Source organism: Nesterenkonia cremea (genome assembly GCF_014642675.1).
Lineage (GTDB): Bacteria > Actinomycetota > Actinomycetes > Actinomycetales > Micrococcaceae > Nesterenkonia > Nesterenkonia cremea.
This window is the reverse complement of the sequence record NZ_BMIS01000004.1, coordinates 13,565-39,301: the sequence shown is the minus strand read 5'-3', so window position 1 is coordinate 39,301 and position 25,737 is coordinate 13,565. Positions and strand designations below refer to the sequence as shown.

Here is a 25,737-nt window from a genome sequence, read left to right as displayed (position 1 = left end):
CCTACCCGAGGGGCATCCCGCGGATCGGTGACCTCAGGGGCGGAGTGTTGGGAGGACTAGCGCAGCCGCACCGGCACTGTGGCCTCATCGTCCTGCAGCGATTCCACGCGGCTCATGGAGAATCGTCCCTGGTCATCAGTGGTCAGCAGGGAGGCATAGACCCCTTCACCCACCGGTGGATCCACGACGACGGCGACGGCGTCATCCATGACATCGGAGAGCTCATCGGCGGAGACCGTCACCGACTGTCCGGCCGGAAGCTCGACCTCCTGCGGCTCGGAGTGCTCGCCCTCACCATCCAGCAGACGGTAGGAGACCGTTCCGCCCTGCGCTGCGAAGAGATTCAGGTCCGTCTCCGCCTCATCAGTCCGGCCGATCTCCGGCAGCACCGCCCCTGAGGTCTCAGTCAGCTCCTCAGCGCCGGTCCCCCAGCTGAAGTCCAGGGCCAGAGTCCCTTCGTCCAGCTCCTCTCCCTCTTCCTGGGCAGCGTCTTCCGCGGCAGCCTCATCCTCAGCACCGAGCTCAGCCAGTTCACCCATGCCCCGGGAGGCCACGGCCACAGCCGATGGGTTATCGGTGCGGACCACCACGTCATAGACGCCGGCGTCCGGGCCCAGCAGCTCCAGCAGGTCGACCTGTCCGCCTTCCACGGTGAACACCGCGGGGTTCTCGAGGGCCACCTGGCCATCCTCCCCGAAGACCTGCAGCTCCACGGTGGTGGTCTCCTCGCCGGGCACGTGCAGCCACAGCTCAGCGGGCATCAGCGTGGGATCATCGGCGGCACCCGCACCGGAGGTGTCCGGCATGGGCACCCCGGGGATGTGGTGCTCCTCCTCCACGCTCTGCGCGCTGGGCAGGAACTCCGCACCCGTGCCGGTCAGCCCGGCGGCGCGGGAGGACTGCATCTGAGCACCCACCGGAGCACCGGTGGCGCTGACCTCCACGCCCATGTTCACGCTGCCGCCGCTCAGGGCGGCCATATTCACCGTCCGCACCGTCTGCGGCGGGACCAGGATGCTGCGGGCACCGCCGGCGCCCCGCTCGCCGTCGGCGTCGTAGGTGCTGATCTCCACGGTGGAGGCGCGATCATAGGGATTGGAGAGGGTCAGCAGCGAGGTGGCTCCCGGTCCTGTCTCCGGGCCGAAGAACCAGTGGTTCTGCTGAGCCGGACCGCACTCCCCCACGGACAGCCCCGTCACCGGGCCCTGGTCCGCGTGGTATTCGAAGAGTGCGGCCGCGGTCAGCGGCTCACCGCTCTGAGCGGCCGAGACTCCCAGCAGCGGCGTCTGCTGCTGATCGGCCTCCTGATGGTGGATCACGCCCTCGCCGCCGCTGATCGATTCATGGTTCAGATCCGAAGAGCTCGTGAGCTGGGCGATCTGAGCCTCGGGCAGATCAGCGCCCGCCTCGGCGAGCACCAGCGACTGGAAGACGCTGGAGGCCGAGTCATCCCGCGTGGCGTAGTCCAGGATCCCGTCCGTGGTCAGCGAATCAGCCTGACCAGGCATGGGCGGGCACAGGTAGCTCTGCCCGGTCTGCGGAGAGGGCACCCCGGAACCGGCCACCGGGGACAGCGGACTGCGGTCCGCGCCGGAGAAGTCAGTGATCGCAGACCCAGCGCCCACCGCCACCAGAGCGGCCGTCACCACGACGGCACTCAGCCGCACCGCCGAGGGTCGGGAGCCGCTGCTGCGCGGCTTCTTCTCCGCGGAGCCCTTGGCGGCGCTGGTCTTCCCAGTGCTGCTCTTCTCCTCGGCAGGCTTCGCAGCCTTCTCAGCTTTCGCGCTCTTCTCAGAGCCAGCGCCCTCCGCATCAGCGAGCTTCTTCGGCACCGAGGCCGCCGCGCCGCCGTACTGTGTCTGCACACCGGCGGGGCGGCCGGCGTCGGGCTTCTCCGCGCCCTTCTTCCCCGGCTTCGCGGTCTTCTCAGGCTGGTCCTTCTCCGCCTGCGGCGTCGCAGCAGCCTTCCCCGCACCAGCCTTCACCGACTCAGCCTTCGCCTTCTTCCGCTTCTCGGCCTCAGCCTCCTGTGCCGCCTGCTGCTCCGCCTTGCGTCGGGCCTGCTCGGCAGCCTTGGCCTGGCGGGCCTGCTCGCGCTCAGCCCGGCGACGGTCCCGCTGCTGCTGCCGGATCGCCTTCTTGACCTTCTTCGCGCTCATACCTGCCTCACCTCCACCGGAAGCATCCGCCAGCTGCGCGGCAGCGGCACTGCGATCAACGTCACCAAGACCAGGAAGATCCCCACGCCGAACAGCATCGGCCACCGGTAGACCGGCTGGTGCTCGATGTTCAGCTCGGCGTCAGCGGTGAGCCTCTCACCGGCGACTTCGAAGCGCTGAGCCCACTCCTCAGTGCCGTCGCCGGTCTCATCGGCGGGCATCCGGCGCAGCGTCTCGCCGTCGAGCTGCGCCTCCCATCCGGTGGCACGTTCGCTGGCGATCTGGATGTAGTAGTTCTGTCCGGCCTCGGCCTGCAGCGGCTCGCCCTGGCTGTCGCGCAGGTCCGCCAGCTCCAGGCTGACCTGGTGGTTCTGGCTGGGCAGCAGGGCCACGACCTCTCCCTCTGCGTCCAGGATCCGCGCCCAGGAGGTGCTGACCCCGGCCTGGCCGGCCACATGCGGGATGTCCTGCTCCTCATCGGTCTCAGCACGCCACAGCAGCCCGCGGTCGGTGGGGCCCACAGAGGTCAGGCCGGCGGCGGTGTCCACTGCGTCCACCAGCGCACCCTCCTCGCTGCCGGGAATGAGCGCAAACCCGACGCCGAGCTCCTCCATGAGCTCGTCGATGTTCTCCGCGCCGGGCGAGACCACGGCGGCGACCAGCTCGGCCAGGACCTCCTCGCCGCCCAGCAGATCCCGCTCAGCAGGGACGCCGTCCGCCGAGCGGGCCAGCAGCGGTGAGTCCCCCACGCTGATGCCGGGCCAATAGGTGTCCAGCGTCCTGCCCTGACCTGATACCAGCTCCGCCACCACGCCCTCCGGGGTGGCCTCCAGGACCAGGGTGCGCAGCTGCGCCGGGCCCAGACCCTGATCAGCCGCAGAGGCCGGGATCTGACGGATCTCACCCGGACCGATGGCTGTGGGCTGCTGGTGCACAGGGGTCAGCGGCTCACCGGTCAGCTCCGAGGCCGGAGTGCTGCGCGGAACAGCCCACAGCGCCAGCGAGGCCACCACGGAGAGCACCAGCAGAGTGGCCGCCACCGGGGTGATGTAGCCGCCGATGCGCCGCATGGCCTGCGGCAGCCGGGCCAGCGAGCCGATGGCAGCGGCCAGCAGGCAGAAGGAGATGACCGAGACCAGCGGAGCCACGCTGCCCGGCAGCAGGTTCAGCCCGTCGTCGCCGGCGGCCAGCTGGGCCACAAGCGCGGAAAGTCCCAGCGCGGCCAGCAGGATCAGCCCGACGGCGACGGCGGTGCCGCTGCGCAGACCGGCCGGGTCGGCGTCGGACTTGGGGCGGCGGTGAAACAGGGCGCTGAAGATGCCCAGGCCGGCCAGGATCAGCAGCGGGGCGCCGATGAGCAGCGCCAGGCGGAGGCTCCAGAAGTCACCGGTGAAGTAGTCCGAGATCCAGGAGCCCGACTGTCCGGCACCGGCCAGGCCGGCGGCCGGGTCGAAGGCCACATGATGTCCCAGCAGCTGCTGCCACAGCGGGGCGGTCTCCCCGCTGATGCCCGGGGCGGTAGGCGGGGTGGGCTCGGCGATGAGCGTGGCCAGCACATTCTTCTCCGCCACGGCCGCTGAGGCGAGCATGGGGAAGACCAGGGCCAGCGAGGGCAGCGGGACCAGCCACAGGGTCCGGCCGCTGCGCCGACTGCCGTCCCGAACGGTCAGCACGATGGCCACAGTGATGATCACCGGCAGGGCCAGGATCAGCAGCACCGGGGCCGCCGCAGTCAGCACCGCCAGCAGCAGGGCCGCACCGGTGGCATGCTCCCAACTGCCGCGGGCCTGAACGGCGCGCACCATGCTGCGCACGGCCAGGGGCAGGAGGATGTGGGCGAGCACGGCACCGATCCGCCCCTCGCCCAGAGCCAGGTGCAGAGTGGGCACCGCCGCCCAGAGCAGGCTGGCGATCATCCGGGTCACTGCGCTGCGGGTCCACAGCCCGGCGGCCGACCAGGCGGTCAGCGCGGCCAGCGGCAGGGCCAGGATGATCAGCCAGACCAGCACCGTGGAGGCATGGCCGAAACTGAGCGCCGAGAGCAGCAGCAGGATCAGGTTGAAGGGGTCGGCAGCGGCACGGTCACCCAGCCCCTCCGGTGAGACGAAGCTGGTGGCGTGGTGCAGGACCTCCTGGACTGTGGCCGAGACCGGCAGCGCCGCTCCCCCGGTGAGCGACTCGGCGCTGAGCAAGCTCCGGAAGGCCACCAGGGAGACTCCCGTCAGCGCCAGCAGCATCAGGAACAGGCCGAGCTTGTCCCCCGAGCCCCGGGAGGGCATCTCGTCGAACTCGCCGTCGGAGGCGCCCACGGCCAGCAGGGCCTCGTCCTCGGCCTCCTTGCGGGCACGCTCCTGAGCGCGCTCGTCTTCAGGGACACCCGGGCGCGCGGAGACTGTCTCCGCGGTCATGACCTTCCGGCGGTGGGCGCGCAGCTGGGCCGAGCTCAGCCGCCGCTCCTCATTGGCGCGGCGGCCTGTCCGCAGCGTCTCGGCAGGGTCGAACTCCTTCTGCCGCTCGCGGCGGGCGAAGGCGGCCTTGCGGCCCTTGGCGCGGAAGCTGCGCACATGGAACAGCGCGGCCCAGTTCATCAGCGCACCGGCGGCGGCCAGGAACTGGCTCACGCCGGCGTCGGGGGCCTTGGTCAGGCTCAGCAGGACCAGGCGCAGCATGGCCGCCACCCACATCCCCAGCCAGAGGAAGGGGACGGCCAACGGGTTCACCGAGGCCAGGCGGCGCCTGATCTGGCCCCGTCGCTGCGGGGCGGGAAGGTACAGGGAGCCGCCGTAGCGGTGGACCCGGGCCGGGTCGATCTCCCCGGTCTCCTGCCCGTGCTCCTGGCGCTCCCGGCCTGGGGCTGCGACCTCGCGGCCCACCACGGCGGTGGGTTCGATGACCACATGGGCACCGATCTCGCGGGCCGCCTCGCAGAACTGCAGGGCTGCGTAGTCGGCGGGAAGCGTGGGGTCGAAGCCGCCGAGGTCGGCGAAGAGCGTGGAGTCCACGAGCATGCCGTGGGCGGAGACGCCGGCCATCTCGTCGCGGCCGTCGTACTGGCCCTGGTCCAGCTCGCGGGGCTCGTTCAGGGCTACGATCTCACCAGAGTGTCCGGCGGCCAGGCCCACGTTGATCAGGCGGCGGCCGTGGCTCTGGTCGGCGTCGGTGATCTTGGCCCCGATGACCTTGATCTTCGGATGGGTGTTCTCATCCTTGACCGTGAAGAGCCGGTCCTCCAGCTGGGCCAGCGCCTCCGGCTCCGGGACGGTGCCGGCCGGCAGGATCCAGAGCCACTGCTGCTCCCCGGAGAAACCCTCGGGAAGCTGGCGCTCCAGTGTGCGCCACAGCTGGGTGGACTTGGTCCCGGCCGGCCCGGGAGAGGTGGTCTGCTCAGCACGACGCCGGTCGCGCAGCAGCTTCGAGCGCAGCGACCGGGAGAGATCCTGGGGCCCGGAATAGGCCGAGGAGGAGAGCTCGATGACGGCATCGGGCTGTCTGGTCTGGGCCGTCAGGGCGGCGTGGGTGGCCTCGGCTCCAGACGCCGAATCGCCGCTGCCGTACAGAACGACAGCGGCGATATGTGGCTCGATCAGTGTTGCGATCAGACGGCTCGCTTCCGAAGCTTGCGGCGTTCCCGCTCGGAGAGACCTCCCCAGATGCCGAACCGCTCGTCATTGGCCAATGCGTAGTCCAGGCACTCCTGCTTCACCGTGCAGGCGCCGCAGACCTTCTTCGCGTCCCGAGTGGATCCGCCCTTCTCCGGGAAGAACGCCTCAGGGTCGGTCTGGGCGCAGAGTGCGTCCACCTGCCAGGCCAGCTCACCCTCGATCTGCTCCGCGGGGATCAGTGAGGGCAGGCCCAGCCAGACGTTATCCTGGACGGCTTGGGTGCTCTCGCGCTCAGCGCGGCGGGAAGGAGCCTCGCTGAGCGCAGTGACACCGTCGTCGGCAGAGGACTCTGCACTCTCAGCCGCCTCGTGGGCGGCCAGGAATGCAGTGGCCTGACCCTCCAGCGGTTTGCCGTGCTCCAGCCGTTCGGCTGCCTGAGGGTCCGCCGGATCGACGAACCAATCAGCAGGGACGTCGAGCCCCGGGCGCCGGGCGGCAACAGACTGCTCCTGCCGCTCGTGGCCGCTCCGCTCTGCGTTCCCCATAACCAGGGCCTCCCTGTGTGATCGTCTCTGCTTCGACTGCTACCTAATTACACTGGCGTAAGTCAGATTTCGTCAAGTGCGGAAGAACCACCCCTATTGGGCCCCTTTCCCCGAGATTTCGCCCGACACGCCGCCTGAACGTTCTTCTGGGACCGGTGTGGCGGGCAGGAGGAACACGCATGACACCCCTCACATTGGGATCCGCTTCCCAGAATGTTCCCGAAGACTTTCCCCAGCTGTTGGAGCTGCTGGGCGGGCGACCCCAGCCGGCGGTGGTCTGTTACCGGCCCTCGGACGGCCAGAAGACCGAGGGCGCCGCGGAGGATTCAGCCGACGCCTCCGCTGACTCCGCTGCTGAGCCGGAGCGCGTGGAGCTCTCCGGGCGGGTGCTGCAGAACTGGGCCGTGAAGCTCATCGGACTCTTCACCGAGGAGCTCGAGGAGATCTTCGAGGATCCCGGTTCCTCCCCACGGGTGCTCATCGACACCGCCCCGCATTGGAAGTCCGCCGCTGTGGCGCTGGCCGCCTCGGCACTGGGCGCGCAGGTGGTGACCGCCCCCGGAGCCGAGGCGGCTGCGGATGGCGAGGAGCCGGCGTCGTTGGTGGTGACCGACCGCCCCGAGGCCTGGCAGGGATCCTCCGCACTGGGCGAGGCCGAGCTGGCCGCCCTCTCCCCCGGACTGATGGATGAGTCCTTCGAGGAGGCCACGGGACAGAGCGTCCCGGCCTGGGTGCTGGACGTCTCCGCCGAGGTCCGCCAGCACCCGGATCAGCTGCTCGCGCCCCTGGAACCGGTGGAGCTGCCTCAGGGCCTGGCGGATGCGGGCACAGCGCTGGTGACCCGCGCGGAATGGGCCGCCGACGCCGTCGGGACCCTCCTGGGCGCCTGGGCACATGGGAAGCCTGTGGTGCTCATCGATGGTGAGCAGAACGACGCCACCTGGGGTCAGCAGCGCTGGGAGCAGGTCCTGCGCAACGAAGGCCTCGCCTGAGCCCTACCACCGACCCTCGTTTTACCAACCGGAAATCAGATTACCCCTGCGGATCCGCAGGGGTAATCTGAGAAATGGTTGGTAAAACGAGGGTGTGGGTGGGTGTGGCGGCAGAGGGATCGAGGAGGTCAGTCCTTCTGGACCTGATCGACCTCGCCGGTGACCAGCTCGCGGTCGGAGAGCATGTGCAGGCCCTGCTCCTCAGAAGCACCCTCGGCGTCGCCGGTGAAGACCCAGTGTTTATAGGCGATGAAGCGGAAGACCATCGCCAGGCCCATGCCTACGATGGAGCCGGAGACGAAGCTGGCGGTGGTGGAGGTCAGGCCCAGCAGGTAGTAGGAGACCACCACGCAGCCGGACTGGATGCCCAGGCCGATCAGGTTCATCAGCACGAACATGATCAGCTCGCGCGCCCGGGTCTTGGTGCGGCGGTGGCGGAAGGTCCAGTAACGGTTGCCCACCCAGGAGAAGAGGGTGGCCACGGCCACGGCGATCGCCTTGGACTTCACGTGGGAGTCGTCCATGGGACCGGAGATCAGCCAGAGGAAGATGGCTGAGTCGATGAGAAACGCCACACCCCCGACGACGCCGAACTTCGCGACTTCTCGCCACAGCTTCAGCGCGAGATCACGCAGTGCGGTGTACAGACGGGTGATCATGGGATGAGGAGACTCCGAGAGAAGGACCGAGACACAAGGTTTTATTTTACGGCCTTCTGAGGCGATGACCCATAATGTGGAACTGTGACTTCTCCTTCAATCGGAATCCTCGGCGACGGACAGCTGGCACGCATGATGGCCCCGGCCGCCGTGGAGCTGGGCATCGAGCTGCACCTGCTGGCCGGCTCCCCGGAGGCCTCCGCGGCCCAGGCGATCCCCCGGACCACGATCGGCGACTACCGCTCCGCCGATGACGTCCTGACCTTCGCCGACGGGCTCGACGCCATCACCTTCGACCACGAGCACGTCCCCGCCGAGGTGCTCAGCGCGCTGCAGGATGCCGGGCACGCCCTGCACCCCGGCCCGCAGGCTCTGCTCTACGCCCAGGACAAGCTGGCCATGCGTACCGCAGTGGAGGAGCTCGGCCTGCCCAACCCCCGCTGGGCCCGGGTGGACAGTGTTGAAGATCTCATCAGTTTCGGCGATGAGGCCGGCTGGCCCGTGGTCCTGAAGACCCCGCGCGGCGGCTATGACGGCAAGGGCGTACGCATCATCGAATCCGCCGCCGTGGCCGACGAGGCCGCGGACTGGTTTGAGCGCGCCGCCAAGCAGGGCACCGGCCTGCTGGCCGAGGAGATGGTCCCCTACACCCGTGAGCTCTCCGCGCAGGTGGCCCGCTCCGCCGCCGGAGAGATCGTGAACTACCCGGTGGTGGAGTCCAACCAGACCGACGGCGTCTGCGACGAGGTCATCGCCCCGGCACCCTTCAGCTCGCCTGCGCACCTGAGCCGCGCCGAGCAGACCGCCCGCACAGTGGCCGAGAAGCTCGACGTCACCGGCATGCTGGCTGTGGAGCTCTTCGAGATCGCAGAGGACGATGCCGACGCCCACCGCCCCGCCGGCGTCTACGTCAACGAGCTGGCCATGCGTCCGCACAACTCCGGGCACTGGTCCATGGACGGTGCCGTCACCGGACAGTTCGAACAGCACCTGCGCGCCGTCCTCGGACTGCCGCTGGGCTCTGTGGGCGTGACCGGCGGCGCCGGCGGCTATGTGGTCATGAAGAACCTGCTGGGCGGAGCCAACCCGGACCTGCATGCCGCGGTCCCGGCCGCCATGCGCCGCTCCCCCGCCTCCAAGGTCCACCTCTACGGCAAAGAGCCGCGCCCGGGCCGCAAGGTCGGTCACGTGAACATCCTCAGCCAGACCACCAATCCCCAGGAGAGCTGGGAAGCTCGGACCGCACGGCTGAAGCGGGCCCGGCATGCGGCCGCCGACGCCGCCCGGACCATCATCGACGGACCCGACGCCGACAGCGAGGGAGCAGCATGAGCGAGCAGACACCTCAGGCGCCCCTGGTGGGGCTGGTCATGGGGTCCGACTCCGACTGGCCCACTATGAAGGCCGCCGCCGAGGCTCTGGACGAGTTCGGCATCCCCTTCGAAGCCGATGTGGTCTCCGCGCACCGGATGGCCTCCGAGATGATCGACTACGGCAAGAGCGCCCATGAGCGCGGCCTGCGGGTCATCATCGCCGGAGCCGGCGGTGCAGCCCACCTTCCGGGGATGCTGGCCTCGGTCACCCCGCTTCCGGTCATCGGCGTCCCGGTGCCGCTGAAGCATCTGGACGGCATGGACTCCCTGCTGAGCATCGTGCAGATGCCGGCCGGGGTCCCCGTGGCCGCCGTCTCCGTGGGCGGGGCCCGCAACGCCGGGCTGCTGGCGGTGCGCACTCTGGCCTCCGGCGACAGCGAGTTCGCCGCCGGGCTGCGCGAGAAGCTGCTGACCTTCCAGGAGGAGCTCGCCGCCCAGGCCCACGCCAAAGGCTCCAAGCTGCGTGAGGAGGCCGCCGAGCTTCCCACCTTCCGCAGCAGCACGTTCAGCGCAGGTCCGACCAACTCAGACTCAACTCCCAGGAACGGCGACCGGTGAGCATTCCGGCGATCACCTATCACCGGTTCAAGACTGAACCGGATGTCATCCGACGCCCACGTTCAGGCTCGGAGACCGATCGCAGCCGACGGGCCTTCCTGGTCCTGCTCATCACCCTGTTGATCCCCGGTGGCGCGCAGATCGCCTTCGGCTCCCGGCGTCTGGGCCGGGTGGCTCTGCTGGTGACCATCGCCTGCTGGTTCACGCTGCTGCTCGGCGTCGTGCTGTATCTGTTCCTGCGCGGACCGCTGCTGTCCACGCTGACCCAGCCCTTCGCGATGTGGCTGGGCACCGTGGTGCTCGCGGCTCTGGCCATCGGCTGGCTGATCCTGTGGCTGGACGCGCTGAGGCTGGTCCACTTCGCCTCGCTGGCCCCGGGGATGCGCCCGGTGATCGCTGTGCTGGCGGTGGTCCTGATGGTGCTGACCTCCGGGGGCCTGGGCTATGCGGCCAAGATGCTCAACGAGGGCCGCACCGCCCTGGGCGGGATCTTCGGCGGCGGGCCAGCCATCGACGCCGATGAGGACGGCCGCTACAACTTCCTGCTGCTGGGCGCCGACGCCGGCGAGGGACGTGAAGGGCTGCGCCCCGACTCCATCCACGTGGTCAGCATCAGCCAGGCCACCGGCGAGTCGATCATCGTCTCCATCCCGCGCAACTTCCAGAACGCCCAGTTCGAGGAGGGCTCCCCCATGCGGGAGGTCTACCCGGAGGGCTACAACTGCGGCGATGAGTGCATCATCAACTTCCTCTACACCGAGGTGATGAACGAGTACCAGCACCTCTACCCCGACGCCGATGACCCAGGCGCCGAGGCCATGATGGACGCGGTATCCGGAAGCCTGGACCTCTCGGTGGAGGGCTACGTCATGGTGGATATGGATGGGTTCGAGGACCTCATCGACGCCATGGGCGGAGTCTCCGTGGAGTCCGGGGGCTGGGTCCCCTACCGCGGCGTCAGGCCCGACGGCGAATGGGGAGACGCCTGGTGGGAGCCCGGCGAGTACACCTTCAGCGGTGAGGAGGCGCTGGCCTATGCGCGCTCCCGCACCTACTCCTCGGACTACAACCGCATCCAGCGCCAGCAGTGCATCCAGCAGGCGATGATGGGCCAGTTCAACCCACAGACCCTGCTCACCCAGTTCAGCGACCTCATGCAGGCCGGCGAGAACCTGGTGGAGACCAATCTGCCGCAGTCCCAGCTGGGCTCCTTCCTGGACCTGGCGGCCGATGCGCAGAGCCATGAGCCGCAGCGGCTGACTCTGGGCGCACCCGACTTCGGCTCCTCCGGGGACCTGTTCTCCACCTACCCGGACTTCGATGAGATCCACGAGCGGATGGAAGAGCTCAAGGCCGATGAGGAGAGCGCCGAGGAGGGCATCTTCGGCTCCTCCGGCGCCGGTGCCTCGGCGTCTTCGACAGCCCCCTTCGGCACGATTCTGATGCCCGCGCCCGTGGCCTTGACCACAGAGCCGCAGGCTCAGGAGGCGGTCGAGGAGGACGAGCCGCCGATCGAGGAGACCACTCCTCCCACCCAGCCCGACGGCTCTCCGCTCACCGTGGAGTACCTGATGGAGGCCCAGGACGCCGGTCAGATCGGCGTCCTGGAGGAGGCCGCCTCCAGCAACTACGAGTGCACCCCGCTGTAGGACCCCACTGAGGAGCTGACTCCGGAAGGCCGTCTCTGAGGAGTCCACGCACTCATCTGCTCACCAGGAGGAGACTCCCGCATACTGCTAAGGTTTCTGCGATGTTCAGGATGACCAACCCCGTGCGGGACTACGCGTGGGGCTCCACCAGCGCGTTCAGCACCCACTTCGGCTGGGCACCCTCAGCCGCCCCTCAGGCAGAGATCTGGATGGGGGTCCACCCTGCCGCGCCCTCTTCAGTGATCGATGCCGACGGCAGCGAGACTCCCGTGCTGGATCACTTCCCGGAGATGACCGCCTCCTCCTTCCCGTACCTGTTCAAGGTCCTGGCCGCCGATCGGTCCCTGTCCATCCAGACTCACCCCGCCAAGAAGCGGGCGCAGGCCGGCTACTGCGCCGAAGAGGCGGCCGGAATCCCGGCTGACTCCCCGCAGCGCAACTATGTGGATCCCAACCACAAGCCGGAGCTGATCGTCGCCCTGGCCAGCTTCTCCGCGCTCTGCGGCTTCCGCCCGCAGCCCGAGGCGAAGGCTGAGCTGTGCACGCTGCGCGATGTGCTGGAGAACTTCACTCCCCCGGCAGCATCTCAGGAGACCACAGACAGCGCCGACGACGCCGCACCGGAGAGGGAGGAGCCCCCGCTCACTCCGCTGTTCGTCTTCGACCGCCTGGTCACCTTCCTGGACCACGAGGACTATGCCGGGGCGCTGGACTACATCCTGCGCAGCGGTCGTGAGGACTGCGCCCAGGCCTCCCGGGCGGTCAACGCTCTGTTCAGCCGCCGGGCCGGCCAGGCACCGCGGCCGAGCACCGGACTGCCCTCGAAGACCATCGACACCCTGACCCGGGTCACCCGCTCCTCCCCCGGAGATCCGAGCATCCTGGTGACCCTGCTGATGAACCGGGTGGACCTCTCCCCGGGCGAGGCGCTCTACCTGCCGGCCGGCAATCTGCACGCCTACCTCTACGGGCTGGGCGTGGAGATCATGGCCAACTCGGACAACGTCCTGCGCGGCGGCCTGACCTCCAAACATGTGGATGTCGAGGAGCTGCTGGCGGTCACCGCATGCGAGGTGCTCCCCATCCCGCACTGCCCGGCGGAGCCTGCCGGACCGGGGCGCTACAGCTACCGTCCGCCCTTCGAGGAGTTCCAGCTCAAGCGGATCGAGTTCCCGCAGGCTCAAGGTCCGGTGCGCCTGATGCCCACTCCCCCGGCCATTCTGCTGTGCACCGCCGGAGAGCTTCGGCTCACCGACGACGACGGCGCAGAGCTCACCCTCAGCGCCGGAGAGTCAGCTCTGCTGACCGACCAGGATGCAGTCACCGTGCGCGCCGAAGGCCGCGCTCAGGCCTTCCTGGCACTGCCCGGCCGCTGAAGCGGCCGGCGTCGGGATCACTTGGTGTAGGACTCCCATTTGCGGGCGCGGTGCTCCGCCTCCACGATCCGCACGGTGCCGGACTTCGCGCGCATCACGATGGACTGGGTGGTCACCCGGTCGCCGCTGTAGGTCACGCCGCGCAGCAGGTCGCCGTCGGTGATGCCGGTGGCGGCGAAGTAGCAGTTGTCCGAGGAGACCAGGTCGTCGGTGGTCAGCACCTTCTCCAGGTCGTGCCCGGCAGACTCTGCGGCCTCCCGTTCAGCGTCATCAGTGGGGGCCAGACGTCCCTGGATCACACCGCCCACAGCCTTGATGGCACAGGCGGTGACGATGCCCTCCGGAGTTCCGCCGGCGCCCATGAGCACATCCACGCTGGAGTCCTCGCGGGCGGCGGCGATCCCGCCGGCCACATCGCCGTCCATGATGAAGCGGGTGCGCGCCCCAGCCTCGCGGATCTCCTCCACCAGCTTGGAGTGGCGCGGACGGTCCAGCACGCAGACGTTGAGCTGGTTGATGCGCTTGCGCTTGGCCTTGGCGATCAGGTGCAGGTTCTGCTTCACCGGCAGGCGCAGGTCCACCATGTCTGCGGCCTCTGGACCGGTCACCAGCTTGTCCATGTAGAAGACTGCGGAGGGGTCGAACATGGAGCCGCGCTCGGAGACCGCCAGCACCGAGAGCGCGTTGTTGTAGCCCAGAGCGGTCAGCCGGGTGCCGTCGATGGGGTCCACGGCCACATCGGCCTCGGGGGCGTCCTCATTGCCGCTGGCCCCGTTGCCCACGCGTTCGCCGTTGAACAGCATGGGGGCCTCGTCCTTCTCGCCCTCACCGATGACCACCACACCGTTGAGGTTCACCGTGTCCAGCAGGGAGCGCATGGCATCCACCGCTGCGCCGTCGGCCCCGTTCTTATCCCCGTAGCCGATCCATGCGCCGCCGGCGATGGCCGCGGCCTCGGTGACGCGGACCAGCTCCAGGGCCAGGTTGCGGTCCGGCTCGGAATCGCCGACTGCCAGGCGCGGGGACAGGTGGGAGTAGTTCTCGTGGTTCAGAGATTCATTCATGGACATCCTCGGCCATCTCTCGCGTGAGTCACCGCTGCGGAACAGGCGCACCGGTCGGTCTGCCTCGATCATATCCGCAGCGCTGCAGATCCGCGCCAGGATGACATGGAACGACTCTGCACAGACCGCGCCGGAGGGTCCGCACACCGTAGAATGATCGGGTGACCGATCCTGACCAGAACACTCCCCGCCCGGATGAGGACGACGCCGGCTCCCCCGCCTCGGAGACGGCCGATCAGGGTGCCCCGCAGGAGGGCGAGCAGCCCAAGCCGCAGCTGACCCGCTCCCAGGTCAAGCGTCTCTCCCAGCCGATGATCGGCATGATCATCACCATGATGGTGACCGTGGCCGCCGTCGCCGCCTTCCTCATGATGAACCCGGAGCCCGACGCCGAGCCGTACCAGCGCGACGAAGACGTCCATGTGGAGGCCGTTCACGCCGGCCGCGACGCCGAGTTCCTGCCTGCGGCCCCGGATGTGCCGGAGGGATGGTCGGCCAACTACGCCTACTGGGAGGACCAGTCGGAGCAGGGCATCCCGCTGTGGGAGGTCGGCTACACCACCGACTCCATGACCTTCGTGGGCTTCGCCCAGAGCGACCAGGGCAACCCCACCTGGATCTCTGAGGAGACCGAGGGCGCGACGCCGTCGGGCACCCAGACCGTGGACGGCCTGGTCTTCGAGGTGCTCCACGGCGAGGGCGACCGCACCTGGTTCGTGCTCGCCGAGGAGCACAACGAGATCGACGGCACCACTGTGGTCCTCGGCGGAGACGCCTCCGAGGAGGACCTGGAGATCGCGCTCTCCGCCGTGGTCGAGGCCCTGGACCAGGAGCCCGAGGTGCCGGACGACGAGGAGGCCGAAGTCCAGGACCCGGCCGATGAGGACGGCACCCAGGACACTGAGGACGGCGCCGGAGAGAACGCTGAGCAGCAGGACGACGCAGCACAGGAAGAGGAGACCCAGGATGACTGAGACCGCCGCACAGCCCACCCCCGCAGAGGTCTGGCAGAAGCTGCAGGAGGGCAATGAGCGATTCGTCAGCGGCGAGCTCCGGCATCCCAATCAGAACGCCGCGCGCCGCTCCTCGCTGACCGAGTCCCAGCACCCGATGGCCGTGGTCTTCGGCTGCTCGGACTCCCGGCTGGCCGCCGAGATCATCTTCGACGTGGGCCTGGGCGATGTCTTCGTGGTCCGCACCGCCGGCCAGGTCATCGACGACGCCGTGCTGGGCTCCCTGGAGTTCAGCGTGGACGAGCTCGGCGTCCCGCTGATCATCGTGCTCGGCCACGACTCCTGCGGAGCGGTCTCCGCGGCGCTGAGCTCCGCGGAGAGCGGCACCATGCCTTCCGGCCATGTGCGCGGCCTGGTGGAGCGGATCTTCCCCTCGGTTCTCTCCGCCCAGCAGCAGGGCCTGACCACGGTGAACGACACGGTGGAGGAGCATGTGAAGCAGACCGCCGACCGGCTGGTGGACCACTCACGCTCCCTGCACGATGCCGTGGAGGAGGGCCGGACCGCGGTCGTCGGCGTCACCTACCGGCTGGCCGAGGGACGGGCCGATATGGTCACCACACTGGGCAGCCTGTAGTTCCCGTCACAGTGGCATAGGAGCGCCTGCGCGTCATTAGACTGGGGCCCATGACAGAATCCTCTGCATCCCAGACTGAATACCGTATCGAGCGCGACACCATGGGCGAGGTGAAGGTGCCTGCCCACGCGCTGTACCGCGCGCAGACCCAGCGTGCCGTGGAGAACTTCCCGATCTCCGGGCGCACCCTGGAGCGCGCGCACATCGAGGCGCTGGCCCGCGTGAAGAAGGCCGCAGCCCTGGCGAATAAGGAGCTGGGCGTCCTCGACGCCGAGCTGGCCGATGCCATCGTGGTCGCCGCCGAGCAGGTGGAGTCCGGCGAGCTGGACGAGCACTTCCCCGTAGACGTGTTCCAGACCGGCTCCGGCACCAGCTCCAACATGAACACCAACGAGGTCCTGGCCACTCTGGCCAATCAGCACCTCAAGGAGAAGGGCTCGGACAAGGAAGTCCACCCCAACGACCACGTCAACGCCTCCCAGTCTTCCAACGACGTCTTCCCGACCTCGGTGCATGTGGCCGCCACCTCCGCCCTGGTCAATGACCTCAAGCCTGCTCTGACCTACCTGGCTGAGGCCCTGGAGGCCAAGGCCGGCGAGTTCGGCAGCATCGTGAAGTCCGGCCGCACGCACCTGATGGACGCCACCCCGGTGACCCTGGGTCAGGAGTTCGGCGGCTATGCCGCTCAGGTGCGCTACGGCATCGAGCGCGTCGAGTCCGCACTGCCGCGCGTGGCTGAGGTTCCGCTGGGCGGCACCGCAGTGGGCACCGGCATCAACACTCCCCTGGGCTTCGCCGAGAAGGCCATCAGATCCCTGGCCGAGGACTCCGGCCTGCCGCTGACCGAGGCCCGCGACCACTTCGAGGCGCAGGCCAACCGCGACGGCCTGGTGGAGGCCTCCGGCCAGCTGCGCACCATCGCCTACTCGCTGATGAAGATCAACAACGATCTGCGCTGGATGGGCTCGGGGCCGAACACCGGCCTGGGCGAGATCGCCATCCCGGACCTGCAGCCCGGCTCCTCCATCATGCCCGGCAAGGTGAACCCGGTGATCTGCGAGTCCGCCATCCAGGTCTGTGCACAGGTGATCGGCAACGACACCACGGTGGCGCTGTCCTCCACCAACGGTGCCTTCGAGCTCAACGTCGGCATCCCGGTGATGGCTGCGAACCTGCTGGAGTCCGTCCGCCTGCTGAAGAACACCAGCTACGTGATGGCCGACAAGATGATCAAGGGCCTGACCGCCAACGAGGAGCGCGCAGCCTTCCTGGCCGGCGCCTCCCCCTCCGTGGTCACCCCGCTGAACAAGCACATCGGCTACGAGGCTGCGGCCGAGATCGCCAAGCACGCGGTGAATAACAAGAAGACCGTGCGCGAGGCCGTGGTGGAGCTGGGCTACCTGGAGCGCGGCGAGCTCACCGAGCAGCAGCTCGATGAGGCGCTCGACGTCCTCTCCATGACCCAGCCGGGCTGAGCCTCACCCCGCTGAACAGCACAGAGCCCCTGCAGGCCCGTCCGGCATGACCGCCGGTGAGGTCCGCAGGGGCTCTCTGCTGTTCTGGAACGTGCTCCGGGCCCAACTCATTCACCTCGGGAATGGTTCAGGGCACTGCGCACCGCCTCACAGATCTCCTCCGTGTCCGCTGATTCACCCACCAAAGCAACGACGGCATGCGGTCCCTTCACTCCCGCCGAAGAGCGCAATTTCCCTTCAAGCTCATACCCCGAGAGCACCACATGAATGAGCTTCTTCGCCTCTGCCGTGAACTCGCTCAAGACACCCGGTGAAGGCTCAGCCAACCACTTGCGCAGAAATGCATTATGCAGCGCGACCGCCGCACCTGAGAGCGAGACTGCCACCGGTTCAGCAGCCAGGCCTGGCCCCAAGCGCCGACGCAGCCAGTGCCGAAAGATGCGCTCGTAGGTATGTGATGTCAGCAGCTCACGGTTGCGCAGCTGAGTCGATTGCTTCAGGAGGCGGTGCCTGGCCAGGGTTCGCCCTTCGTCTTCCAAGTGATACCGGAACACCAGAGCAAGCCCCTCGCGCATAGCCGATGCGATGTCGTGATCAGTCCGTTCCAGGAAAGCTTCGAGACGCTCGATCATCTCTTCGTGATCCGCGAAGACAAGATCTTCCTTGGACCCATAGACGCGGAAGAACGTGGCACGGCTGATCCCCGCCTCCTTCGCCAGATCATCCACGGTGGTAGCGCTCCACCCCCGCTCATCCAAGATGTGGATGAGCTGATTGATGGCTTCCGATGATCTGCTCATAACACCCCTACCTCCTCAAAGCCTCTCGCCACTTGGCACTCAGTCTCTTGACATGAGACCCAGTCTCTCACATAGTGATTTATGCCACACTGTGATCGCTGACACGCATCAGATGGTGGTGTCGACGCCGCCTGCAAGGGATATGAAGATGACTGCTGATATCGCGCTTCCTCCGCGCCTCTGAAGGAGACCTATGATCAACGCCAATTTCGAACCACTCACTCCGCTCTCCTTCCTGGGGCGCAACGCTGCCGCCTTCCCAGACCGCGAAGCAGTGGTCTACGGGGACAGGAGGCTCACCTACGAAGAATTCGGCATGGCAGTCCAGCAACAGGCTAAGGCCATTCAGCGGTATATCCAGCCAGGTGAAATCGTCACAGTTGTGGCGCCCAATACTCCAGAGATGCTGTTCGCACATTTCTCGGTGCCCTTGGCCCGCGGAGTTCTCAACCCGCTGAACCCGCGCCTTGCGCCACAGGAGCTGAGCTACATCTTGGAGCATTCCGAATCCCAGCTGGTCATGGTCGATGCAGAAGTGAGCGCAAAGCTTGCAAAAGTCGGCCACGAGCTGTCTGACCCGCCTACCGTGGTGGAGATCTCCGATCCCATCGCAGGAGTCGGACCAAGCGGCACCTCGGGGCTGATGAACTACGAGGCTTTCCTCCAGGAGGGGAAAGGGACGCCGGACCTCCGTTGGACGGTCCATGACGAGGGGATGCCCATCACCCTGAACTACACCTCAGGAACAACAGGAGCGCCCAAGGGGGCCGTCTATTCGCACCGCGGCGCCTATCTCGGAGCCCTCGGGAACCTCATCCACAACGGCTATTCGGGAGACTCGAGGTATCTCTGGACTCTCCCGATGTTCCATTGCAACGGATGGTGCACTCCCTGGGCCGTCACCGCGGCCGGAGGCACCCATGTCTGCCTCCGAGCTGTCCGCGCTGACGACATCTGGGATGCGTTCACCGATGAGGGCATCTCGCATCTCTGTGGCGCGCCGGTGGTGTGCTCCACCATCGTGGACGCAGAGCAGGCCGAACCTCTGCAGACAGCCGTCCGGGTGACGACTGCGGGCGCGGCCCCACCCCCGTCGACCATCGAGAAGCTCGAGGCTCTCAACATCACCCCGGTCCATGTCTATGGGCTCACCGAAGTCTATGGCCCTTTCACCATCTGCGAACCCCAGGCGCAGTGGGAAGGCCGCACCTCTCGGGAGCGCGCTCAGCTCATGGCCCGCCAGGGAGTCCCGATGGTCCATGCCGGGGAGGTGAAGATCGTCGACGAACATATGAACGACCTTCCGGCCGATGGGGAAACCCTCGGCGAGGTCGTCCTCCGCGGCAACGGCGTCATGCAGGAGTACTACAAGAATCCAGAAGCGACCGACGAGGCCTTCCGTGGCGGCTGGTACCACACAGGTGACCTTGGAGTTATGCATCCAGACGGCTATATCGAGCTCAAAGACCGCGCCAAGGACATCATCATCTCAGGCGGGGAGAACATCTCCTCGATCGAGCTGGAGAAGGCGCTCTACTCCCACCCTCAGGTACAAGACGTGGCGGTCGTCGGCGTCTCCCACGAGAAGTGGGGAGAACGACCTCTGGCATACGTCGTTCGAACGTCTGACTCGACAGTCGATGAGGAACAGCTGCGCCAGCACTGTGCCGAACATGTTGCCAAGTTCAAAGTCCCTGACCGAATCGAGTTTGTTGCAGAACTCCCACGCACAGCTACCGGAAAGGTCCGGAAACACACTCTGAGAGCAGACCAGAGCTGAGTCCTGCAGCTCCAGCTGCCCCACGTCTTCGAGGAACCTCATGTCTATATATAAGCGCGCGACCGGCGAGGAACAGCCTTTCTGGAAACTGGGACCATTCAAGATCCGCCTGCCCGGAGTTCACTACCGGCTAGAAACCCCGGAGTTCGTCCAGGCACTCGTGATGTTCGTGGTCAGCCTCGGCATGATCCCCATGCTTGAGCAGTACCTCGGCCTCCCCTATGACATAGCCTTGGCATACGTCTTCGTGTGCGGCATCTGCTTCCTTCTGCCGGCGTTGCTGGGAGTGCCGATGGTGCCAGGCTGGATCACCCCAGGAATCCCAGTGGTTCTGCTGTTCCTCGGCGACTTCGAACCCGGCGACGAAGCGATTCGGGCACTGTTCGCTCTTCAGCTCCTGGTCTTCCTCATCCTCTTCATACTCGGAGTGACCCAGCTCGGTGAGAAGCTTGTACATATCGTGCCCTCCTCGCTGAAGGCCGGCATCCTCATCGGCGCTGGCATCGCAGCCATCATGGGAGAGATCACCGAAGGGGAGACCCTCTTTGACGCGCCGATCTCGCTCACCGCCGGAGCGATTCTGGCCTTGGTGTTCCTGTTCTCACATTCTTTCCTGGGGCTGGCCCGCAGGAATCGCGCCATCAGGATCTTAGCCAGCTATGGCCTCGCCCCTGCGATCATCATCGCAATCATCGTTGCCTGGATCTTCGCCGAATATCCGCGTCCAGACGTGGAGTGGGGCATCACAGCTCCGAACTTCACCGGCATGTGGGAGTACCTTCCATTCACCGTCGGCTTCCCTACTTTGGACGTGTTCCTCCTGGCTGTTCCCACCGCGCTGATCGCTTATGTCATCGCTTTCGGCGACATGGTCGTGGGCAATGCGCTGACCCAGCAAGCCGACGAGGAGCGCCCCGACGAGAAGATCGACACGAGCATCACCCGCCTGCACATCGTCACGGCCCTGAGAAATCTCATTCATTCCTTCTTCGCGCCCTATCCGGGATTGGCCGGCCCTGTGTTCACAGCGGTCCAAGCATCCATCGTGGAACGCTATAAGCAGGGGCGCCAAGCGATGGATTCGATCCATGGTGGACTCGCCACCTTCTGGATCGCAGGTTTCATCGCACTGTTCATCCTTCCGCTCGTCACGGTCTTCCAGCCTGTGCTTCCTCTGGCTCTGGCGTTGACTCTGATCCTCACCGGCTACGTCACGATCTCACTCGGCATGGAACAGGTCACCACTTCGACTCAACGCGGCGTCGCCGGGGTGACAGCCGTAGTACTCGCTCTCCACGGCGCAGTGTACGGTGTTGCTGTCGGCCTCGTACTGCACTTCCTGCTCGAGTGGACTGGGGCCAAGAGAAGCGAGAGATCCGAGAAGAAGACTCCGGAGGCCCCTGATAAATGAGCTACTTCACGCCCCTTCCCGATGCCGACCAACGCACTCTCCCGGCGCGCTACCTCGCCACGGAGCACACCGGCGGCGCCTGGAACCCGCAGGAGCAGCATGTGGCCCCGGTGTTCGGCCTCATGGTCCACGTGCTTCAGCAGTGGGGCAGGGCTCGACAGTCAGAACAGGCCCGGCAGGCGGAGCAGAATGGGCAGGCAGGCAAACAGGCACCCCCTCTGCGGCCGGTGCGGATGTCCTTCGACATCCTCGGCACCCTTCCCGTCGGAGAGGTCACCTGCGAGGTCCATCCGCTGCGTGAGGGCCGTACGGTTGAGCTGGTGGAAGTCGGGCTCTCCCAGGGTGGTCGGACCGCGGTGCGCCTGCGTGCCTGGTTCCTGGCGGAGTTCAGCACTGAGGACATCGCGGGCAGCAGCTTCGAGCGGCTGGATCCTCCAGAGTCCATGGAGCCCTGGGACGCCACTGCGCTGTGGCCTGGGGGCTTCATCGCCTCCCTGGAGGGTCGGCGACGTCAGCTCGGTGAGGGGCGCAGTCAGGTGTGGATCCGCTCCGAGCAGGAGGTGGTCGAGGGTGAGGAAGCCAGCGAGCTCGCCTCGTTCTGCTCCTTGCTGGACACCGCGAACGGGGTGGCCGTCCGGGCCGACCCCGCTGAAGTCGCCTTCCCCAACCTGGACCTGACGGTGAGCTTCTTCCGCATGCCGCAGGGCCCCTGGGTGGGCATGGACACCACGGCCAGCATCGGCACCACCGGCCTGGGCCTGACCCACACCGTCCTGCACGACGCCGACGGTCCGGTGGGCGCGATGACTCAGAGCCTCACTGTGCGTCCTCTGAAGAGGCGCTGAAGCCAGGCAGGGGCGCCACACCTCTGATCCGTCTCTGTCAGGTGCGGAACCTGGCAGGAGCACCGGAGTCGAGAGCCCATTCGATCCGCTCTCGGTGCTTCTCGAGGAAGGGCTGGGGCAGATCGTCCACCGGGAAGAAGCCGGCATCCACGGATTCGTCGTCACCGACATAGGGTTCCCCGGAGACGAACTCCAGCTCGAAGCTGACGTCTAGGAAGGCGCACCTGTCTCCGTTGGGGTACTCAACCCTGCCGTGGTCGGAGACTCCGGTGACTCGCACCGGCTCCGCAGTCACTCCTGTCTCCTCCAACACCTCACGAGCAGCTGCGATGCCCGGCTCCTCGCCGGGTTCCAGGATCCCGGCGACAGAGGACCAGTTGCCGTCATCAGCGCGGCGGACCAGCAGCACCTCCGGGGTCGGCAGCTCTTGGCCAGAGGGGTCCCGACGGCGCAGAGTCACCGCGGTGACCCCCGGCAGAAAGAGCTCCTTCTGCCCGAGGTCCTTGCGCAGCTCGAGGATATAGTCTGGGGTCGGCATGGCCCCACGCTAACTGATGCAGGCCTCCGGGCCGATCATCGGCCCGGTTGAACGATCCAGCTCAGCTCAGCAGCAGGGCCAGGCCGGCGCCCAGCAGCAGGAAGGGCCCGAAGGGTATGGCGGTGCGCCGGTCAGCCCGTCGGGTGATCAGCAGCGCCGCGGAGACCAGCCCTCCGCTCAGACAGGCGAGCACCACGGCCGCGCCCAAGACGGGCCAGCCGAGGAACCCGGTGTAGATCCCCAGGATCAGCACCAGCTTCACATCGCCCATCCCCAGTGAGGGCGGGTGCAGCAGGCGGATGCCTAAGAAGACCAGCGCCCAGATCAGCCCGGCGGCCGCGGCGCGCAGCACCGCTGAGGCGTCTCCGAGGAGCAGGCCCAGCAGCGGCAGCAGTCCCAGGGTGACCAGCGCCCAGGGGTAGATGATTCGGTTGGGCAGCCGGTGTTCGCGCAGGTCGATGAGCGCCAGCACAGGTGCACAGATCAGAAAGGCCGCACCGCCGAGCAGAAGCAGCACGGCGGCGGTGAGCTCCGCGGCGCCGCCTCCGGTGAGCAGGTCGCCGAGGAGAGGGATCACTCCCCCACCTTAGAGGAGCATCAGGGAGGCTGCGCTCAGTTCTCCACAGGGGCGGCGTCGGCGGTCCTCCACAGGGGCTTTGACCCACCGTGGAGCTGCGCCCCTGCAGTGGTCGGACGAGGTCCACCTGCCGTTCGCCTTCAACCGGTGGCCACAGGCGGGAGGCATGAGCTCAGCACAGGGAGAGAGGAGGCGCAGGAGCGTATCCATGAGCGAAGAAGCCTAGCTCATGGTCGCGCTCGTGGCCGCGCCTCCGATGTCCTGCGCGCCTATCGACTGACCCGACGCACCTGCGCCTGCTCGCCCAGGCGCTGCTCCATGACCTCCAGGGCGTGGGTTGAGGAGTCGATGCACACGAATCTGCGCCCAGAGGCCGCCGCCACCTCGCCCAGCGTGCCGGAGCCGGCGAAGAAGTCCAGCACCCAGTCCCCCTCCTGCGAGGAGGCCTGTACCATGCGCCGCACCAGCCCCAGGGGCTTCTGTGTGGGGTAACCGGTCTTCTCGCGGCCTGTGGGCGAGACGATCGTATGCCACCACACATCGGTGGGCAGCTTGCCGCGGGCTGCCTTCTCCGGGGTGACCAGGCCCGGCGCCATATAGGGCTCTCGGTCCACTGCCTCGGAGTCGAAGTAGTAGGCCTCAGGGCTCTTGACGTAGACCAGGATGGTGTCGTGCTTGGTGGGCCAGCGCTTCTTGGTGCGCCCGCCGTAGTCGTAGGCCCAGATGATCTCGTTGAGGAAGCACTCGCGGCCGAAGAGCACATCCAGCATCACTTTGGCGTAGTGCACCTCGCGGTAGTCCAGGTGCAGATACAGCGTGCCGGTGTCCTTCAGCAGCCGCCAGGCCTCCAGGAGCCGGGGCTCCAGGAACTCCCAATAGTCGGTGAAGGAGTCGTCATAGGTGGCCAGCAGCGTGCGCACCGTCTGGTAACTGCGCCCACCGAAGCCCACACGGTCCCCGGTTCCGTCCTGACGGCGCGCCCCGGTGGTCTCCACGCGACGCTGGGCCCGCCCCGTGTTGAAAGGCGGGTCCAGATAGATCATCGCGAACGTCTCATCCGGCAGCGCCGGCAGCAGCTCAAGGTTGTCCCCTTCGAGCACCAGATTGCGACCCTCAGGGTCGAAGACAGCATCCTCCACCGTGGGATCGCGGCTCAGCTGGTGCCGGAGGAGTTCTCCGAACCGCCCCCGCCGGAACGACGACGACGGCGCCTGCGCTGACTGCCGCTGCCGGAGCCCTGGCCGCCCGAGCGCTGCCCGGTCGATGCCTTCTCACCACCGCCGGAGGACGCACCCTCACCCGAGCGGGTGCGGCTGCGGTTCCGGCTGCGACCGCCGTTGGACCGACCGCCGCCGTTGCCGCCGCTGCGACCACCGTTGCCACCGCCGCGGCCGCCCTCGGACTTCTTGTCTCCGGGCCCACCCAGGTCCTCGAGCTCCTCAGCCTCCAGGCCTGCCTTGGAGCGCTTGTGACGCGGCAGCCGGCCCTTGGTCCCCTTGGGGATGTCCAGGTCCTCGAAGAGGTGCGGAGACGAGGAATAGGTCTCCACCGGCTCCGGCACGCCCAGGCCCAGGGCCTTGTCGATGAGTTTCCACTTGGCCATGTCTTCCCAGTCCACAAAGGTGACTGCGGTGCCCTTCTGGCCGGCGCGACCGGTGCGGCCCACGCGGTGCAGATAGGTGTTCTCGTCGTCGGGGCAGGTGAGGTTGATGACGTGGGTCACATCGGTGACGTCGATGCCGCGGGCGGCCACATCGGTGGCCACCAGCACGTCGATCTTCTCGCTGCGGAAGGCCCGCAGCGCCTGCTCGCGGGCGCCCTGGCCCAGATCGCCGTGGATCGCGCCTGCGGCGAATCCGCGGGACTGCAGCTCGGCGGAGAGCTTGTCCGCCTGGCGCTTGGTCTTGGTGAAGACGATGGTGCGGCCGCGGCCCTCAGCCTGCAGGATGCGGGCGATGACCTCATCCTTGTCCAGATGGTGGGCGCGGTAGATGACCTGCCGGATGTCCTTCTTGGTACGCCCCTCATCATCCGGGTCAGCGGCGTGGATGTGGGTCGGCTTGGTCATGTAGCGGCGAGCCATGGAGACCACGGGACCCGGCATGGTGGCCGAGAACAGCATGGTCTGGCGGCCGATCTCCGGCACGGCCGAGAGGATCTTCTCCACATCGGGCAGGAAGCCGAGGTCGAGCATCTCATCGGCCTCGTCCAGGACCACGATGTTGACGTTCTTCAGCTTCAGGTAGCGCTGCCGGTGCAGGTCGATCAGGCGCCCGGGGGTGCCCACCACGATCTCCACGCCGCGCTCGAGCTCCTCGATCTGGGGCTCGTAGGCCCGGCCGCCGTAGATGGTGGCGATCCGGATGCCGCGCTTGGAGCCGGCGACCTTCAGGTCCTCGGCCACCTGCACGGCGAGCTCACGGGTGGGCGCCACCATGAGCGCCTGCGGAGCGCCGGGCACGGGGAGATCCTCGTAGCCGGCGTCGTCGGGGGTGGTCACCCGCTGGATGGCGGGGATGCCGAAGCCCAGCGTCTTGCCGGTGCCGGTCTTGGCCTGGCCGATGATGTCATAGCCGCCCAGCGCGATCGGCAGGGTCTCTGCCTGGATCGGGAACGGAGTCCTGATCCCCTTCTCGGCGAGCGCCTCGACGATCTCGGGGCGGACGTTGAAGTCCGCGAAGGTCACCTCAGCCTCGGGCTGGACGGTGTCTTCGGTCTTCTCTGCAGATTCAGTCATAAGGTCT

At 67.3% G+C, this 25,737-nt stretch carries 21 protein-coding genes; 11 read left to right on the top strand and 10 right to left on the bottom strand.

The window, feature by feature from the left end:
* Window positions 1-56: 56 nt before the first annotated feature.
* The 3 genes from IEW85_RS05650 to IEW85_RS05640 all read right to left on the bottom strand — a co-directional run bounded on the left by IEW85_RS05650 (window position 57) and on the right by IEW85_RS05640 (window position 6,306).
* Entirely contained in the window at window positions 57-2,159 is a 2,103-nt protein-coding gene (locus IEW85_RS05650) for a DUF5719 family protein (RefSeq protein WP_188683596.1), read from the bottom strand.
* On the bottom strand, window positions 2,156-5,281 hold the full coding sequence (locus IEW85_RS05645) for a hypothetical protein (protein WP_188683594.1): 3,126 nt from the start codon (window positions 5,279-5,281) through the stop codon (window positions 2,156-2,158). The genes IEW85_RS05650 and IEW85_RS05645 overlap by 4 nt, the downstream gene beginning before the upstream one ends.
* A gap of 473 nt (window positions 5,282-5,754) precedes the next feature.
* Window positions 5,755-6,306 (bottom strand): WhiB family transcriptional regulator, encoded by a 552-nt coding sequence (locus IEW85_RS05640; RefSeq protein WP_188683592.1) that lies wholly within the window; start codon window positions 6,304-6,306, stop codon window positions 5,755-5,757.
* A 179-nt stretch (window positions 6,307-6,485) separates the two neighbouring features.
* Between IEW85_RS05640 and IEW85_RS05635 the strand changes: the two genes are divergently transcribed.
* Entirely contained in the window at window positions 6,486-7,298 is an 813-nt protein-coding gene (locus IEW85_RS05635) for a hypothetical protein (protein ID WP_188683590.1), read from the top strand.
* A 128-nt stretch (window positions 7,299-7,426) separates the two neighbouring features.
* Here the strand turns inward: IEW85_RS05635 and IEW85_RS05630 are convergent, their stop codons facing one another.
* Entirely contained in the window at window positions 7,427-7,957 is a 531-nt protein-coding gene (locus IEW85_RS05630) for a GtrA family protein (protein ID WP_188683588.1), read from the bottom strand.
* 84 nt (window positions 7,958-8,041) lie between these two features.
* On the opposite strand from IEW85_RS05630, the gene IEW85_RS05625 reads away from it, so the two are divergent.
* The 4 genes from IEW85_RS05625 (at window position 8,042) to manA (ending at window position 12,913) form a co-directional block, all read left to right on the top strand.
* Window positions 8,042-9,289 (top strand): 5-(carboxyamino)imidazole ribonucleotide synthase, encoded by a 1,248-nt coding sequence (locus IEW85_RS05625; protein WP_229658833.1) that lies wholly within the window; start codon window positions 8,042-8,044, stop codon window positions 9,287-9,289.
* Entirely contained in the window at window positions 9,286-9,888 is a 603-nt protein-coding gene (gene purE / locus IEW85_RS05620) for a 5-(carboxyamino)imidazole ribonucleotide mutase (protein ID WP_188683586.1), read from the top strand. Before IEW85_RS05625 ends, purE begins: the two co-directional genes overlap by 4 nt.
* A complete protein-coding gene (locus tag IEW85_RS05615; RefSeq protein WP_188683584.1) occupies window positions 9,885-11,537 on the top strand; it encodes an LCP family protein in 1,653 nt (550 codons plus the stop codon). The genes purE and IEW85_RS05615 overlap by 4 nt, the downstream gene beginning before the upstream one ends.
* A 110-nt stretch (window positions 11,538-11,647) precedes the next feature.
* A complete protein-coding gene (manA, locus tag IEW85_RS05610) occupies window positions 11,648-12,913 on the top strand; it encodes a mannose-6-phosphate isomerase, class I (protein ID WP_188683582.1) in 1,266 nt (421 codons plus the stop codon).
* 17 nt (window positions 12,914-12,930) lie between these two features.
* On the opposite strand, the gene glpX is transcribed toward manA, so the two are convergent.
* Complete coding sequence (gene glpX / locus IEW85_RS05605) at window positions 12,931-13,977, bottom strand: class II fructose-bisphosphatase (protein ID WP_188683580.1); 1,047 nt, start codon at window positions 13,975-13,977, stop codon at window positions 12,931-12,933.
* 161 nt (window positions 13,978-14,138) lie between these two features.
* On the opposite strand from glpX, the gene IEW85_RS05600 reads away from it, so the two are divergent.
* The 3 genes from IEW85_RS05600 to IEW85_RS05590 are packed head-to-tail and all read left to right on the top strand — an operon-like array spanning window position 14,139 to window position 17,042.
* Complete coding sequence (locus IEW85_RS05600; protein ID WP_188683578.1) at window positions 14,139-14,951, top strand: DUF4245 domain-containing protein; 813 nt, start codon at window positions 14,139-14,141, stop codon at window positions 14,949-14,951.
* Window positions 14,944-15,567 (top strand): carbonic anhydrase, encoded by a 624-nt coding sequence (locus IEW85_RS05595; protein WP_188683576.1) that lies wholly within the window; start codon window positions 14,944-14,946, stop codon window positions 15,565-15,567. The genes IEW85_RS05600 and IEW85_RS05595 overlap by 8 nt, the downstream gene beginning before the upstream one ends.
* Before the next feature lie 50 nt (window positions 15,568-15,617).
* On the top strand, window positions 15,618-17,042 hold the full coding sequence (locus IEW85_RS05590) for a class II fumarate hydratase (protein WP_188683574.1): 1,425 nt from the start codon (window positions 15,618-15,620) through the stop codon (window positions 17,040-17,042).
* 107 nt (window positions 17,043-17,149) lie between these two features.
* Here IEW85_RS05590 and IEW85_RS05585 read toward each other — a convergent pair whose 3' ends face one another.
* Window positions 17,150-17,842 carry a TetR/AcrR family transcriptional regulator gene (locus IEW85_RS05585; protein ID WP_188683572.1) on the bottom strand — a complete coding sequence of 231 codons (693 nt, stop codon included), beginning with the start codon at window positions 17,840-17,842 and terminating at the stop codon, window positions 17,150-17,152.
* A gap of 193 nt (window positions 17,843-18,035) precedes the next feature.
* Here IEW85_RS05585 and IEW85_RS05580 point away from each other — a divergent pair, with 193 nt between their 5' ends.
* The 3 genes from IEW85_RS05580 to IEW85_RS05570 are packed head-to-tail and all read left to right on the top strand — an operon-like array spanning window position 18,036 to window position 21,878.
* On the top strand, window positions 18,036-19,622 hold the full coding sequence (locus IEW85_RS05580; RefSeq protein WP_188683570.1) for an AMP-binding protein: 1,587 nt from the start codon (window positions 18,036-18,038) through the stop codon (window positions 19,620-19,622).
* Between the two features lie 40 nt (window positions 19,623-19,662).
* The gene (locus IEW85_RS05575) at window positions 19,663-21,033 is read left to right on the top strand and encodes a solute carrier family 23 protein (RefSeq protein ID WP_188683568.1); all 1,371 of its coding nucleotides are present in this window, start codon (window positions 19,663-19,665) and stop codon (window positions 21,031-21,033) included.
* The gene (locus tag IEW85_RS05570; protein ID WP_188683566.1) at window positions 21,030-21,878 is read left to right on the top strand and encodes a thioesterase family protein; all 849 of its coding nucleotides are present in this window, start codon (window positions 21,030-21,032) and stop codon (window positions 21,876-21,878) included. The genes IEW85_RS05575 and IEW85_RS05570 overlap by 4 nt, the downstream gene beginning before the upstream one ends.
* Before the next feature lie 37 nt (window positions 21,879-21,915).
* Here IEW85_RS05570 and IEW85_RS05565 read toward each other — a convergent pair whose 3' ends face one another.
* The 4 genes from IEW85_RS05565 to IEW85_RS05550 all read right to left on the bottom strand — a co-directional run bounded on the left by IEW85_RS05565 (window position 21,916) and on the right by IEW85_RS05550 (window position 25,730).
* Entirely contained in the window at window positions 21,916-22,416 is a 501-nt protein-coding gene (locus tag IEW85_RS05565) for an NUDIX hydrolase (RefSeq protein ID WP_188683564.1), read from the bottom strand.
* 61 nt (window positions 22,417-22,477) lie between these two features.
* The gene (locus IEW85_RS05560; protein WP_188683562.1) at window positions 22,478-22,993 is read right to left on the bottom strand and encodes a prepilin peptidase; all 516 of its coding nucleotides are present in this window, start codon (window positions 22,991-22,993) and stop codon (window positions 22,478-22,480) included.
* Between the two features lie 269 nt (window positions 22,994-23,262).
* Entirely contained in the window at window positions 23,263-24,132 is an 870-nt protein-coding gene (locus IEW85_RS05555) for a DNA-methyltransferase (protein WP_188683560.1), read from the bottom strand.
* A 14-nt stretch (window positions 24,133-24,146) separates the two neighbouring features.
* Window positions 24,147-25,730, bottom strand: a complete 1,584-nt coding sequence (locus IEW85_RS05550) for a DEAD/DEAH box helicase (protein ID WP_229658832.1) — start codon at window positions 25,728-25,730, stop codon at window positions 24,147-24,149.
* Between the last annotated feature and the right edge of the window lie 7 nt (window positions 25,731-25,737).